Genomic DNA, 13,536 nt, shown 5'->3' with positions numbered 1-13,536 from the left:
TGATTGGTAGTGATTGATTTATCGCTTTACAATCATTATCGATCGCACAGCTCTCCCGGCGCAAGCTCGGCGAGGTGATCAGACCGCCTGGCCGACGTCGTGGCCGCGCACCTGTTTGCCTGGCGTGATGCCCGCCGCCGTGAGGTGCGGCTCGAGGGCCTCAAGCCGTGCCGCGAAATCAGGCCAGACGCGGCGGGGCGACTCGGTGGCAGGTGCCGACCAGGCGATTTCAGCGACCGCGATGAGCCGGGGAAACACGAGGTAATCGATGTCAGCCCTCGAGCGCACGGTCTCCGTCCACAGTGGTGCTTCGATCCCGAGGATGGCAGTTGACGCGTCCGGAAGAATCTCTGTCGGCTCCCACTCGTACGACGCCCGCACCGACGTCGGGCCATCCGCCCACGACAGTCCGATGGGACTCGATTCGTCGTACGACATGTCGAGGTACGCCACGTCGGAGGGGGAGAGGATCAGCGAGCCACCCTGCCGGACGAAGGAGCGCGCTCGATCGACGGCGATCTCGTTGGGCGAGAGGGAGCTCCAGTACTGCCCGACGGTACCCGGTGCGAGGTCGGTGCCTGCCCCGGCCTCGTGCCAGGCGATCGGGATCTTTCCGTGCGACGCGACCAGCCGGCTCGCCTTGCCGACGAACTCCCGGTAGGCGTCGTGGGGTGTGACGTGCGATTCGTCACCACCGAAGTGGAGCCAGGGGCCTGGCGTCTGCTCGGCAACCTCACGGAAGACGTCGTCGAGGAAGGCCCAGGTGGCGTCGCTCGTCGTGTCGAGGGTTGAGAAACCCACCTCGGTGCCGGTGTACGGGGTCACCGGGTTCCCATCGGGGTTGAGCTCCGGCAGCGACGAGAGCGCCGCGTTCGTGTGCCCTGGCACATCGATCTCGGGCACTATCGTGACGAACCTCTGCGCAGCGTGCTCGACGATACGGGCGAAGTCATCCTTGCTGTAGAAACCGCCGGGGCCACCGTCAACCTCTGTGGCACCGCCGATGCTCGTGAGTTCGGGGTGCGAGTCGATGGTGATGCGCCAGCCCTGGTCGTCGGTGAGGTGGAGGTGAAGGACGTTGATCTTGAAGAGCGCGATGACGTCGATGAACCGGCACACCTCGTCGACGCCGAAAAAGTGCCGGACAACGTCGAGCATCGCCCCCCGGTAGGAGAATCGCGGGTGGTCGGTCACCGTGGTCGCGGGTGCTTCCCACGCGGCCGACTGGACCGATCGGGCTTCGATCTGGCTCGGGAAGAGCTGCCGCAGCGACTGGATGCCGTAGAAAAGGCCGGCGGGAGTGGCTGCGGTGACGAACACTCCGACAGCTGACGTCTCGAGCGCGTATCCTTCCGCTCCGAGATTCCGCGTGTCGGCGACATCGAGGTGCAGGACGATGTCGTGTGTCGGGGCGCGATCGGCACCGGCGGGGCCTCTTTCGATCGGCGCGATGATTGGCAGTGGAAACCCGGTCGACGGGCGCAGGAGTGCCGCGAGGTAGTCTGCGACCGGTGCCGCCGCGGTCGTGGCCACAATCCGGGACGCCGTGGTGAGGACAAACGGCGCGGCACCCGGCGGAGTCACCTGGGTGACGGGTTCTGGAACGATGCTGCCGGGAAGGTGTCTCATCTGGGATCCAATCAGTGAACTGCGGTGTTCATGCTGCTGCGCACCGTCCGCCTCACGGGCAGCCGGCAACGGCATCCGTCCACTGTAGCCAGCGCTTGGTGCCAGTCCAGATCATTGCGGCATCCTGATACCATTGCCGTGTCGCGACTGGCGTAAAGGTCCTGGCCCTGACCGTCCAACGGATTATGGGTCCGGCGCCTGGATGGTCACCATCGGGGAGCGACTGACACGGATTCGGCCGAACGCCTGGGTCGATACGGATTACCTCTTCTGTCCGCCGCTGTCTTAAGGAGCCAGTTTTGTCTTCAACATTCAACGCACCTCTCTCCGAGGTCGATCCTGAAATCGCCGCCGTTCTCGAGAACGAGCTCGGCCGCCAGCGCAACTACCTCGAGATGATCGCGAGCGAGAACTTCGTTCCCGTCTCGGTCCTGCAGTCCCAGGGCAGTGTGCTCACCAACAAGTACGCCGAGGGCTACCCCGGACGCCGCTACTACGGCGGCTGTGAGTACGTCGACGTCGCTGAGTCGCTCGCCATCGAGCGTGCGAAGAGCCTGTTCGGTGCCGAGTTCGCCAACGTTCAGCCCCACTCGGGCGCTAGCGCCAACGCGGCAGTGCTCTCGGCGATCGCGACGCCAGGCGACACCATTCTCGGCCTCGAGCTCGCCCACGGTGGTCACCTCACCCACGGCATGAAGCTCAACTTCTCCGGCAAGCTCTACAACGCCGTCTCGTACGGTGTTGACCCTGAGACCTTCCTCGTAGACATGAACGTCGTTCGCGAGAAGGCCCTCGAGCACAAGCCGCAGGTCATCATCGCCGGCTGGTCCGCGTATCCGCGTCAGCTCGACTTCGCCGCCTTCCGTGCCATCGCTGATGAGGTCGGTGCCAAGCTCTGGGTCGACATGGCCCACTTCGCTGGACTTGTTGCCGCGGGCCTTCACCCGTCCCCGGTTCCGTTCGCGGACGTTGTGTCGTCGACCGTGCACAAGACCCTCGCTGGTCCCCGCTCCGGTTTCATCCTCAGTCGCGACATGGAGCTCGCCAAGAAGCTGAACTCAAACGTCTTCCCCGGCCAGCAGGGCGGACCGCTCATGCACGTCATCGCCGCCAAGGCCACGGCGTTCCTCCTCGCCGCGCAGCCCGAGTTCAAGGACCGCCAGGTGCGCACCCTCAGCGGCGCTCGGATTCTTGCCGAGCGCCTGACAGCGGATGACTCGCGCGCAGCGGGCGTCGATGTCCTCACCGGTGGCACCGACGTGCACCTCGTGCTCGCCGACCTCCGTAACTCTGAGACCAACGGCCAGCAGGCAGAGGATGCCCTCCACGAGGTCGGGATCACCGTCAACCGAAACTCTGTTCCGTTCGATCCGCGCCCGCCGATGGTCACATCGGGACTCCGCATCGGTACGCCGGCGCTCGCCACCCGCGGTTTCGGCGACGCCGAGTTCACCGAGGTGTCCGACGTCATCGCCACCGCGCTTCAGCCCGGCGCCGACATTGAGTCGCTTCGCGCGCGCGTTGCGACACTCACCGAGGCGTTCCCGCTCTACCCCGGCCTGGTTCAGTAGTCGATGACGGCGCAGATCCTCGACGGTAAGGCCGTCGCATCGGTCATCAAGTCCGAGCTGAAGGAGCGCGTCACAGCACTCCGCGAACGAGGGGTCGTGCCCGGCCTCGGCACCGTCCTCGTCGGGTCAGACCCCGGATCGCAGTGGTACGTCGCGGGCAAGCACAAAGACTGCGCCGAGGTCGGCATCGAGTCGATCCGCCGTGACCTGCCCGAGTCGATCAGCCAGGAAGAACTCGAGGCTGTGCTCGACGAGCTCAACGCCGACCCGAGCTGCACCGGTTACATCGTTCAGCTCCCTCTGCCTCCGCACCTCGACACCGACGCGATCCTCGAACGGGTCGACCCGGAGAAGGATGCAGACGGGCTGCACCCGACGAACCTTGGCCGGCTGGTACTCAACGTCAACCGGCCGATCTTGACGCCGCTGCCGTGCACGCCGCGCGGTGCCATCGAGCTCATGCAGCGGCACGGAATCGACCTCGCGGGCAAGCACGTCGTCGTCGTGGGTCGGGGCGTCACGGTCGGTCGTGCCATCGGTCCGCTGCTCACTCGTCGTGAGTACAACGCGACGGTCACCCTCACCCACACCGGCACCGTCGGGCTCGACGATCTGCTGCGCACGGCGGACGTGATCGTCGCCGCGGCAGGGGTTCCCGGGATCGTCAAGGCCTCGGCCGTCAAGCCGGGCGCCATCGTGCTCGACGTCGGCGTGAGTCGTGAGACTGACCCGGAGACCGGCAAGAGCCGTGTCGTCGGCGACGTCGACCCTGCCGCTGCTGAGGTGGCGTCATGGATCTCGCCGAACCCGGGTGGCATCGGGCCGATGACACGTGTGCAGCTGCTCACCAACGTCGTCGACACCGCTGAGCGCCTCAACCCGTAGCCACCCAAGCGCGCCTCGATGTTCGCGGAGGACCCGCGAGCGCTACAGTTCCGTGCCCGCGCTGCAGATGTTTCTGCAGCGCGGGCACGGGAACTACCGCGGTCGGCGCGCTAACCCGCAATCGGGGCAGCTGCGGCTCAGCTCACCCGGCTCGCGCCATCCGCCGCGGTGACGGTGAAGAGTTCCGGTTCCGTGAACGCGGCGTCCGAGAACGCGCGCATGACGGCATCCGACACCGACGAAAGGTCAGCGGTGCGGACGAGCGCGATTGCCGCGCCACCGAAGCCGCCACCGGTCATGCGAGCGCCGATCGCGCCAGACGCGAGAGCTGTCTCGACGGCGAGGTCGAGTTCCGGGACCGAGATCTCGAAGTCGTCACGCATGGAGACGTGGGATGCCACGAGCAGGTCACCGATCGCCGTCGGCCCCTCGAGGCGCAGCGTGCGCACCGTGTCGAGCACGCGACGGTTCTCCGTGAGGATGTGGCGCACCCGGCGCAGTGTCTCGTCATCGAGCACCTCGGTTGCCCGCGGCAGGTCATCCACGTCAAGGTCGCGCAGCGAGGAGACGCCCATCTCGGCGGCCCCGCGTTCGCAGGAAGAGCGTCGAGCGGCGTAACCGCCCGTTGCGTGCGCGTGTGACACCCGGGTGTTCATCACGAGCAGCACGAGATCGGCAGCTTCGAAACCGAGGTTGATGACTTCAGCATCGAGGCTGCGGCAGTCGAGGAACACCGCGGCGTCCTTCTTGCCGAGCAGCGAGGCTGATTGGTCCATGATGCCGGTCGGTGCTCCGACAGCCTTGTTCTCGGCGAGCTGGCCGACCTTCGCGAGGGTCTCGCGGTTCAACTCCAGCTGCCAGGTGTCATTGAGGGCAACGGCGATGGCGCACTCGATCGCTGCAGACGACGAGAGGCCTGCGCCGATCGGCACGTCCGAGTCGATGAACGCGTCGAACCCGGTGACCCCGGTGAGGTCCGCACCGAATTCGCCGAGCGCCCAGACGACACCGAGCGGGTACGCCGACCAGTCGGAGAGGGCATCGGGGGTGATGGCATCGAGCTCGACGGTCACGACCTCGTCGCTGAATGCCGACGTGACCCGCACTGTGCGGTCAGCGCGCGGGGCGAGAGCAACGACCGTCGACCGATCGATCGCGAACGGGAACACGAACCCGTCGTTGTAGTCCGTGTGCTCGCCGATGAGATTCACCCGGCCGGGAGCCTGCCAGACACCGGCCGGAGTCGCGCCATCGAAGCGGGAGGCGAACCCGGCAGTTGCGCGTTCGGCCAGTTCGGTGATGTTCGTCATACGGGGGTCTCCTTGTCGGCGAGAGCAATCGCCTCACGTACTCGTTGCGCTGTCTGTTCGGGCGGGATGTCGCCGATCCAGGCTCCCATGGCAGCCTCTGATCCGGCGAGGTACTTGAGTTTGTCGGCTGCGCGACGCGGCGATGTCAGTTGCAGCATCAGACGGATGTTGTCACGGCCGACGTTCACCGGCGCCTGGTGCCACGCAGCGATGTACGGGGTCTGGGTCTCGTAGAGTGCGTCGATGCCACGCAGCAGCCGCAGGTACAGTACGGCAAGCTCATCGCGTTCCTCGTCGGTGGTGCCAGCGAAGTCGGCGACGTGGCGGTGCGGCAGCATGTGTACCTCGATCGGCCACCGTGCGGCGAACGGAACGAACGCCGTCCAGTGCTCGCCCTGGAGAACGACGCGCTCACCGGCCTGCTCACTCGCGAGGATGTCGGCGAACAGGGTCGGGCCGTAACTCTCGACGGATGCCATCAGCCGCTGGGTGCGCGGGGTCACGTACGGGTACGAATAGATCTGGCCGTGCGGGTGACGCAGCGTCACACCGATCTCGATTCCCCGGTTCTCGAACGGGAACACCTGCTCGATGCCGGGCAGGGCGCTGAGCGCCGCGGTGCGGGACGCCCAGGCCTCGATCACCGTACGGGCACGCGAGCGGCTCAGTGAACCGAACGATCCCTCGTGCTCCGGGCTGAAGCAGACGACTTCGCAGCGACCGACTGACGTGCGGATGCGGCCGATGCCGATCTCGGTGAGGTCGTCGAGCCCACGCGGGGCATTCTCGTCCTCGAGTAGCGGGCCGAACGACGGTGAGCGGTTCTCGAAGACGGCGACGTCGTAGTTGCTCGGCACCTCGGACGGGTTGGTCTCGGTCTGCGGGGCCAGCGGGTCGAGGTGCGCTGGGGGCAGGAAGACCCTGCTTTGGCGTGCTGACGCGATCGACACCCATTCGCCGGTCAGCGGATCCTGCCGCATGCTCGCGGTGGCAGGTCGATCAGGCAGGTCGCGCGCGTCAGGCGCGCGGTCGGGGCCGAGGGTCGTGTCGGCATCATCGAAGTAGATGATCTCGCGCCCGTCCGCGAGGACGTCGGAGGTGGAGGTAATCGAAGTCATGGTTCTGGCTGCCTTCCGCACGCCGGGCTTTCACAAGTGGAAGCAATTCTAAGCTTCGGGCCCATCATTGACAACTAAACGAAACTAACTGAAGATGAGCGCATGACCGATTCGACCGCTCGCGGTGCCAGCGACACCGTTCCCGCTCTCGTTCGGCGCGAACGGATGGCCGAGCTGATCGCCACGAGCGGCTTCCTCCGGGTGTCCGACCTCAGCGAGACGTTCGGGGTGAGCGAGGTCACCGTGCGCAGCGACCTCGCCGCGCTCGACGACGGTCACGCGATCCGGCGCGTTCACGGAGGAGCGGTGCCCCGCGGCCAGCGCGCACGCGAAGCGAGTTTCGAAACGTCGCTCGAAGCATCCGCACTCGCCAAGCAGAGCATCGGCCGCCGTGCCGCTGCACTCGTCTCGAGTGGCCAGAGCGTACTTCTCGATGTGGGCACCACGGCGCTCGCCACGGCGAAGGCGCTCGCCGAGCGCGACGACCTCGAGGATCTCGTGGTGATCACCAACGGGCTCAATATCGCGCTCGAGCTCGAGGCCCAGATTCCCCGTTTTACGGTCATCGTCACCGGGGGAGCGCTGCGGCCGCTTCAGCATTCCCTCGTGCACCCGCTCGCGCGCACGGTGCTCGAGCAGGTGCACGCCGACATCGCCTTCATCGGTTGCAACGGGGTCGATCCCGTCGCGGGAGTGACGAACGTCAACCTCCCCGAGGCCGAGGTGAAGCAGCTGATGGTGTCGTCGGCCGACCGCGTTGTCGTGCTTGCCGACGCCTCCAAGCTCGGCCAGGTCAGCCTCGGCGCCGTCGCCGGAATCGACGCCGTCGACGTTCTCGTGACGAGCGACGGGGCGGATGCCGCGGTGCTGGCAGATCTCAGCGCAGCCGGTGTCGAGGTTCTCACCGCGTGACCCTTCGGTGGTCTGGCGCTACGCTTTTTGCACACAACAACGAGGAGCGTGGGTCCATGACCGCAGTCACCGGTGAGCAGTTCGACCTGAGTCTTGACACCCCATCGGGTGGAAACGTCAGAGCGACGATCACCCAGGTGGCCGCGGGCATCCGCCGACTGAGCGTTCACGGTGTCGACATCGTGCCGCCGTACGACGCGGGAGTGCAGCGGCCGCTGGCCAGCGGCATCGTCCTCGTGCCCTGGCCCAATCGCATCCGTGACGGTCGCTGGCTCCTCGACGGCGCCGAGCAGCAACTCGCCCTGACCGAGCCGAAGAAGAACAACGCGAGTCATGGTCTGCTGCGATTCAGCCCGTATTCGGTTGCGGCGCGCACCGAATCGACGCTGAGGCTCGAGGCGCGGGTCTTCCCGCAGTCCGGCTATCCGTTCCTGCTCGATACCGCCGTCACCTATCGGCTGGTCGACGCTGGTATCGAGGTCACCCACACGATCACCAACCGGACGGATGCCGCGGCTCCCGTCGCGGTCGGTACCCACCCGTTCTTCACCATCGGAGACGTGGAGCCGGAGGATCTCACGGTCACCCTTCACGCGGCCACCCACATCGATGTCGATGACCGGTCCCTGCCGACGGGAGAGACGCCCGTCGATGGAACGCCGTTCGACCTTCGCGGTGGCGTTCGGCTGGGCGACCTCGACCTCGATGCGGGATTTGCGGACCCCGTGATCACCGACGGAGTATCCGAACACTCGATCACGGCACCCGATGGTCGTTCGGTCACGGTGTGGGGCGACGAGAACTTCCGGTACTGGCAGGTGTTCACCACGGAGCTCTACCCCGGTCAGTCGAAGGCCGTCGCAATCGAACCGATGACGGCGCCGGTCGATGCCTTCAACTCGGGCCGTGGCATCCGCTGGCTCGCGCCGGGTGAAACCTGGGAAGCCAGCTGGGGAGTGCGGGCCGACGGGTTCGCGCCGGTCTAGCGTCGTGCAGCGCCTGGCGCTACCGTCGCACCGTCGGCAGCGTGAGGATCTCGGCCCCGTCATCGGTGATGGCTATCGTGTGCTCGCTGTGTGCCGTCCGGCATCCGGTCGCGCTCTTGAGCGTCCACCCGTCGGCGTCTGTGACGAGTTTGTCGGTGTCTGCCATTACCCAGGGCTCGAGAGCGAGCAGGAGGCCCGGGCGCAGCGTGTAGCCGCGTCCGGCACGACCCATGTTGGGCACGTGTGGGTCCTGGTGCATGGTCGAGCCGATGCCGTGGCCACCGAACTCGGTGTTGACCGGGTAGCCGGCCTCGGTGAGCACTGCGCCGATCGCGGCGGAGATGTCGCCGATCCGTGCTCCTGGGCCTGCCGCGGCAATTCCCGCGACCAGCGCCCGTTCGGTCGCGGTGATCAACGCGACGCTCTCAGCGGGCTTCGAGTCGCCCACGATAAAGCTGATGGCGGAATCCGCAGCGACGCCATCCTTCAGGACGGCGAGGTCGAGCGTCAGCAGGTCACCGTCGGCGAGCCGGTAATCGTGGGGGAGACCGTGCAGCACGGCGTCGTTGACGGCGGTGCAGATGTAGTGGCCGAACGGGCCGCGTCCAAAGGATGGGGCGTAGTCGACGTAGCAGGATTCTGCTCCGGCATCGATGATCATCTTCTGGGCCCAGCGGTCGATGTCCAGAAGATTCGTCCCGACCGTTACCCGGTCTTTCAGCCCGTACAGGATGTCAGCGACCAGGGTGCCCGTGACCCTCGCCCTGGTCAGTTCGGTGGGATTCAGAATCTCGATCATGCGGCGCCCTCTCAATGACTGTCCTCGCCATAATATGCTTCCCACCTGCACGAGCAGCGCGAGAGGGTTACTCGTCCGCACCGACCTCGGCGACGAAACCCTGCACCCGCTCGCGCAGGGTGTTGATCTGTTTGTCGCGTGCCGCCTCGACGTCGAAACCCAGGTAGGCGACGGACGGCAGCTTGCGCGCGTTGCGGGAGCACCCGAAGTCGGCGCAGACGAGTGTGCCTATCGTGTTGCCGTTGCGTCCGGCCTTACCCGCGCGACGTGCGGCGTAAAACACGACGTCGTCCTCGAGGGTGATGTCCTGGCACCACGAGCACTGCGCCCGCGCCCGCGGTTTGGCCTCTGCCCGCTGCAGCAGGATGCCGACCGGTCCGTTGTCGCGCTGCACGATCACATAGCCCCGGCGCGGGAGTTTGCGGTCGCGCCAGCCGAGGAAGTCGAGGTTGTCCCAGTCGAGCGACTCGAAATCTTCGGGCAGGGTGAGGTCACTGACCTGGCTGCGTGACGCGTTGATGAATGAGGTGGTGATGTCTTTGTGGGTGAGGGGAAGCATGTTCTGTCCTGGGAGTTGAGAGCCGGAGGCAGTGGAGCGCGCTAGGGTCGATCCGCCCTGAGGCGCCAGAGCGACGTGACCTCGGCGGCACGCGCGGCGTTGAGCGGGTCAGTCCTGTCGGTTGCGCGTGAGTGTGTCGGACGGGTGTCCATCCGGGCAATCACGGCGAGGCCGGCGTCCTCGATGGCATCGAGCAGGTCTCCGCGCGAACGCAGGCCGAGGCGTTCGGCGATATCCGAAATCACGAGCCAGCCCTCGCCATCCGGGGTCAGGTGCTCGGCAAGACCGGAAAGGAAGCCCGCCAGCATCCGCCCGCCCTCGTCGTAGACGGCATAGTCCGTTGCAACCTTCGGGGTGGCCGGGATCCACGGTGGGTTACAGACGACGATGTCGGCGCGGCCGTCGGGAAAGAGATCGGTCTTCTCGACGGTGACGGCGGGTCCGAAGCCAAGCCGGTCGAGGTTCTCTGTCGCGCAGGCAAGAGCCCGCGGGTCCTGGTCGGTGGCGACGATGTGACGGATGCCTCGGTGCGCGAGCAGCGCCGCGAGTACGCCGGTGCCTGTTCCGATATCGAAAGCTGTCGACGCGTTCGGCGGGAGGGGCGCGTTCGCCACCAGGTCGAGGTACTCACCGCGCACGGGGGAGAAGACCCCGTAGTGCGGGTGGATCTTCGCGCCGAGCGCTGGAACGTCGATGCCCCGGGTGCGCCATTCCTCGGCGCCGATGACGCCGAGCAGTTCACGGAGGGAGACGACGGATGCCTCGATGGCGGGACCCCAGGCGTGAGCGATGGCCTGGCGGATGTCGGGGGAGCGGCGCAGCGGAATCGTGCCGTCCGCTGACACCGGAACGAGCAGCATCCCGAGCAGCGTCGAACGCCGCAGTGCGTCGACGCGCGAGCGCTGGAAGGCGGCGGTGATGTCGTCGTTCCTGGGTGGGACTGGTGTGCCCAGGCGCTTGCCCATTGCGGCGAGCAACTGTTTGGCGTTGTGGAAATCGCCGGTCCAGAGGATGGCCGTGCCGGTGGATGCGAGCCGCAGGGCGGTCTCGGCCGTCATCGAGTCGTCTCCGGTCACGACGGATGCCGGTGCTGGCCAGCCGCTCTCGGAGCGCCACAGAGCTGAGTGTTCGATGCCGTGGTCGAGCCACCTGAGAGGTGGGGGTTCGACGGCGTCACCGGTCATTGGGTCGTTCGTCCGTTCGGGCATCTGTCTCAATTCGCGGCATCATGCCTGTCGGAGCTTGAATTTCAGTATGACAGGGGGAGCTGTGGGGAAGCGGACGGGACGAGAAGCGTGGCCTTTCGACGCGGCTGAAAGCGCTCGTCGAAGGCTTCTTCATTGCCGTTTTTGTGCGTCGCCCAGCGGGCGTGTGTGCCCTGGAATTCCGACTCTCCCGGGCGGGATTCCCCGATTGACTTTATCGAATATCTGTTCGACTATTAACCCATGTCCCTCGCTGTTGCTCCTGTTCGACCCCCGGCATTCGCCGCGGGATCGAACGCTGTGGCGAGCCAGGTTGCCGAGCTGCAGGCGCGCATCCGGGGGATGCAAACTACCCGGATAGATTCGCACGGACTCCCGACATCGCCCGGTGTCGCCGAACTTCTGCCCGGCGGAGTGCTTCGTGCCGGCACGGCATACTCGGTGCTCGAATCGACGACGCTCGCCCTTGCCCTCCTCGCCGGTCCCAGTGCCGCCGGCGCGTGGTGCGGTGTCGTCGGTGTGCCGTCGCTCGGTGTCGAAGCGGCCGCGGCAGCGGGCATCGATCTTGACCGGCTTGTTCTCGTTCCTGAGCCGGGAGACCAGTGGCTGCAGGTCACGGCGGCGCTCGCAGACGTTGTCACTGTTGTCCTCGCGCGCCCACCGGCATCCGTCTCTGCCGCAGAAGTGTCACGTCTGGGTTCGCGGCTGCGCCAGCGTGGATCAACGCTCGTCGCGCTCGGCGACTGGCCACAGAGCGAGGCAACGCTGCGGGTGACCGACGATCGCTGGATGGGACTCGGCGACGGCCACGGTTATCTCGCCGCTCGCAGGGTGACCGTCGCTGTGACCGGGCGCACGCTCGCCGGCAAACCGCGCCGCAAGCAGATGTGGCTTCCCGACAGTGAGCAGTCGATCCGGTCGGCGGGCCTCGCCGGGGTTCCAGCGGTCCGTCAGTCGCATCACGAAGCGGCGGCATCATGACCGCGGCTCCCATCCGCACCATCCTGCTGTGGTGCCCTGACTGGCCGACAAACGCGGCAGCTATCGAACATGGGTTCGGTGCAGATGTTCCGCTCGCCCTGATCGATCGTGGCGAAGTTTTCGCCTGCTCGGCAGCGGCTCGCAGCGAAGGGGTCCGTCGCGGCCTGCGGGTGCGCGAAGCGCAGTCGCGGAGCACGGGGCTGATCGCGCTGCCGTACGATCCCGTGCTCGATCACCGGGCGTTCGAGCCGGTCATTGCCGCCGTCGAACAGATCGTGCCAGGGGTCCAGCTCTCCCGCCCCGGTACCTGCGTCATGCGTGCACGCGGGCCGAGTCGCTACTACGGCGGCGAACGACAGGCGGCACAGGCGTTGCTCGATACCCTCAACGCCGTCGGAGTGCGTGACGCGCGGGTCGGCATCGCCGACGGGCCCTTCGCCGCGGGGCAGGCAGCGAAGCTCCCATCATCGAGAGAAACGGATGCCATCCGCATAGTTCCCGCTGGGCGCTCACCCGAGTTCCTTGCCGCGTTCGGTGTCGACATTCTCGAACGACCTGAGCTTGCCGTCCTGCTCCAGCGGCTGGGCATTCGGACGCTCGGTGACTTCGCCGCCCTCGACGCCATGCAGGTGCGTGACCGCTTCGGTCCAGACGGGATTCTTGCCCACCGGCTCGCGTCAGGTTTCGACCCGAGCGACGTCGACGCCAGGGTGCCACCGGCCGATCACTCGAGCGTCGTCGAATTCGAGCCGCCGCTTGACCGGGTCGACCAGGTCGCCTTCGCTTTTCGTGCGGCAGCTGAAGAGTTTGTGTCACGACTGCAGGTGTCCTCGCTCGTGGCAACGGCCATCCGTATCGAGGTGCGCACCGAGGGCGGCGACGTGCGTTCGCGTACCTGGTTGCACCCTCGATGGTTCACCGCCGGTGATGTGCTCGACCGCGTCCGCTGGCAGTTGCAGGGTGCGGGGATGGCCGACAGCGGGCTGAGCAGCGCTATCTCATCGCTCCGGGTCGAAGCGGAGAGTGTCGATCCGGCCGGCAACCACGAAGCCGGCCTGTACGGCGGCGCTACAGATGAACGCATCCACTCGGGGCTGTCCCGTGTGCAGGGCATGGTCGGGCACGCCGGTGTGCTCACCGCTCGAATTGCCGGTGGTCGCCAGCCCTCCGATCGCCGGGTCCTCGTTCCGTGGGGTGACCTTCCACCAGGGGGAGAAGCATCGGTCCGGGCGTCGCAGGAGCTGCCGTGGCCTGGCAAGCTGCCAGGCCCGCCGCCCGCCACAGTATTTCCGGAACGGCAGCGGGTTGTCGTGCAGGCCGCAGATGGGCACGACATCGGTGTCGATGAGCGTGGTGAATTGTCTGCCGTCCCCGTCGGCTTTGCTCCGCACGGACAGGCCGCGGTCGCTGTCAGTGCGTGGACGGGCCCGTGGCCGGTCGCTGAACGCTGGTGGGACGGTGGCGGAACCCGGCTGAACCGCTTCCAGCTCGTCGATGACACCGGGGCGGCGTGGCTGCTCGTGCTCGACGACTCCGGCTGGTGGGCGGAGGCCCGCTATGACTGAACAGTTCAGGGAGGAC

The 13,536-nt window shown here is 66.6% G+C and carries 12 protein-coding genes and 1 riboswitch; of the genes, 6 read left to right on the top strand and 6 right to left on the bottom strand.

Annotated elements, in window-relative coordinates:
• Positions 1–78: 78 nt before the first annotated feature.
• A complete protein-coding gene (locus C3E77_RS11030; protein WP_162924984.1) occupies positions 79–1,629 on the bottom strand; it encodes a beta-N-acetylhexosaminidase in 1,551 nt (516 codons plus the stop codon).
• A gap of 133 nt (positions 1,630–1,762) precedes the next feature.
• Positions 1,763–1,888, top strand: a riboswitch (ZMP/ZTP riboswitch).
• 40 nt (positions 1,889–1,928) lie between these two features.
• On the opposite strand from C3E77_RS11030, the gene glyA reads away from it, so the two are divergent.
• Positions 1,929–3,200, top strand: coding sequence for a serine hydroxymethyltransferase (gene glyA / locus C3E77_RS11025; RefSeq protein WP_108391675.1), 1,272 nt, complete (start codon positions 1,929–1,931; stop codon positions 3,198–3,200).
• 3 nt (positions 3,201–3,203) lie between these two features.
• On the top strand, positions 3,204–4,085 hold the full coding sequence (locus C3E77_RS11020) for a bifunctional methylenetetrahydrofolate dehydrogenase/methenyltetrahydrofolate cyclohydrolase (RefSeq protein WP_108391674.1): 882 nt from the start codon (positions 3,204–3,206) through the stop codon (positions 4,083–4,085).
• Positions 4,086–4,222: 137 nt separating this feature from the next.
• Here C3E77_RS11020 and galK read toward each other — a convergent pair whose 3' ends face one another.
• Positions 4,223–5,395, bottom strand: coding sequence for a galactokinase (galK, locus tag C3E77_RS11015; RefSeq protein ID WP_108391673.1), 1,173 nt, complete (start codon positions 5,393–5,395; stop codon positions 4,223–4,225).
• Positions 5,392–6,513, bottom strand: coding sequence for a galactose-1-phosphate uridylyltransferase (galT, locus tag C3E77_RS11010; protein ID WP_108391672.1), 1,122 nt, complete (start codon positions 6,511–6,513; stop codon positions 5,392–5,394). The genes galK and galT overlap by 4 nt, the downstream gene beginning before the upstream one ends.
• Positions 6,514–6,615: 102 nt before the next feature.
• On the opposite strand from galT, the gene C3E77_RS11005 reads away from it, so the two are divergent.
• Both C3E77_RS11005 and C3E77_RS11000 read left to right on the top strand, forming a co-directional pair.
• A complete protein-coding gene (locus C3E77_RS11005) occupies positions 6,616–7,425 on the top strand; it encodes a DeoR/GlpR family DNA-binding transcription regulator (protein ID WP_108391671.1) in 810 nt (269 codons plus the stop codon).
• A 56-nt stretch (positions 7,426–7,481) separates the two neighbouring features.
• On the top strand, positions 7,482–8,411 hold the full coding sequence (locus C3E77_RS11000) for an aldose 1-epimerase family protein (protein ID WP_108391670.1): 930 nt from the start codon (positions 7,482–7,484) through the stop codon (positions 8,409–8,411).
• 19 nt (positions 8,412–8,430) lie between these two features.
• Here the strand turns inward: C3E77_RS11000 and map are convergent, their stop codons facing one another.
• The 3 genes from map to C3E77_RS10985 all read right to left on the bottom strand — a co-directional run bounded on the left by map (position 8,431) and on the right by C3E77_RS10985 (position 10,977).
• Positions 8,431–9,210 (bottom strand): type I methionyl aminopeptidase, encoded by a 780-nt coding sequence (gene map, locus C3E77_RS10995; protein ID WP_108391669.1) that lies wholly within the window; start codon positions 9,208–9,210, stop codon positions 8,431–8,433.
• Positions 9,211–9,277: 67 nt separating this feature from the next.
• Positions 9,278–9,769 (bottom strand): FBP domain-containing protein, encoded by a 492-nt coding sequence (locus C3E77_RS10990; RefSeq protein ID WP_108391668.1) that lies wholly within the window; start codon positions 9,767–9,769, stop codon positions 9,278–9,280.
• Between the two features lie 41 nt (positions 9,770–9,810).
• The gene (locus C3E77_RS10985) at positions 9,811–10,977 is read right to left on the bottom strand and encodes a methyltransferase (RefSeq protein ID WP_234031194.1); all 1,167 of its coding nucleotides are present in this window, start codon (positions 10,975–10,977) and stop codon (positions 9,811–9,813) included.
• A gap of 240 nt (positions 10,978–11,217) precedes the next feature.
• On the opposite strand from C3E77_RS10985, the gene imuA' reads away from it, so the two are divergent.
• Together imuA' and C3E77_RS10975 are read left to right on the top strand one after the other, a co-directional pair.
• The gene (imuA', locus tag C3E77_RS10980) at positions 11,218–11,955 is read left to right on the top strand and encodes a DnaE2-dependent mutagenesis accessory factor ImuA' (RefSeq protein ID WP_232528961.1); all 738 of its coding nucleotides are present in this window, start codon (positions 11,218–11,220) and stop codon (positions 11,953–11,955) included.
• Positions 11,952–13,520 carry a DNA polymerase Y family protein gene (locus C3E77_RS10975; protein WP_108391667.1) on the top strand — a complete coding sequence of 523 codons (1,569 nt, stop codon included), beginning with the start codon at positions 11,952–11,954 and terminating at the stop codon, positions 13,518–13,520. The genes imuA' and C3E77_RS10975 overlap by 4 nt, the downstream gene beginning before the upstream one ends.
• Positions 13,521–13,536: the final 16 nt, after the last annotated feature.

Origin of the sequence: Mycetocola zhujimingii, from assembly GCF_003065425.1 — a bacterium.
GTDB lineage: Bacteria > Actinomycetota > Actinomycetes > Actinomycetales > Microbacteriaceae > Mycetocola_A > Mycetocola_A zhujimingii.
This window is presented reverse-complemented; position numbering and strand designations above follow the sequence as displayed.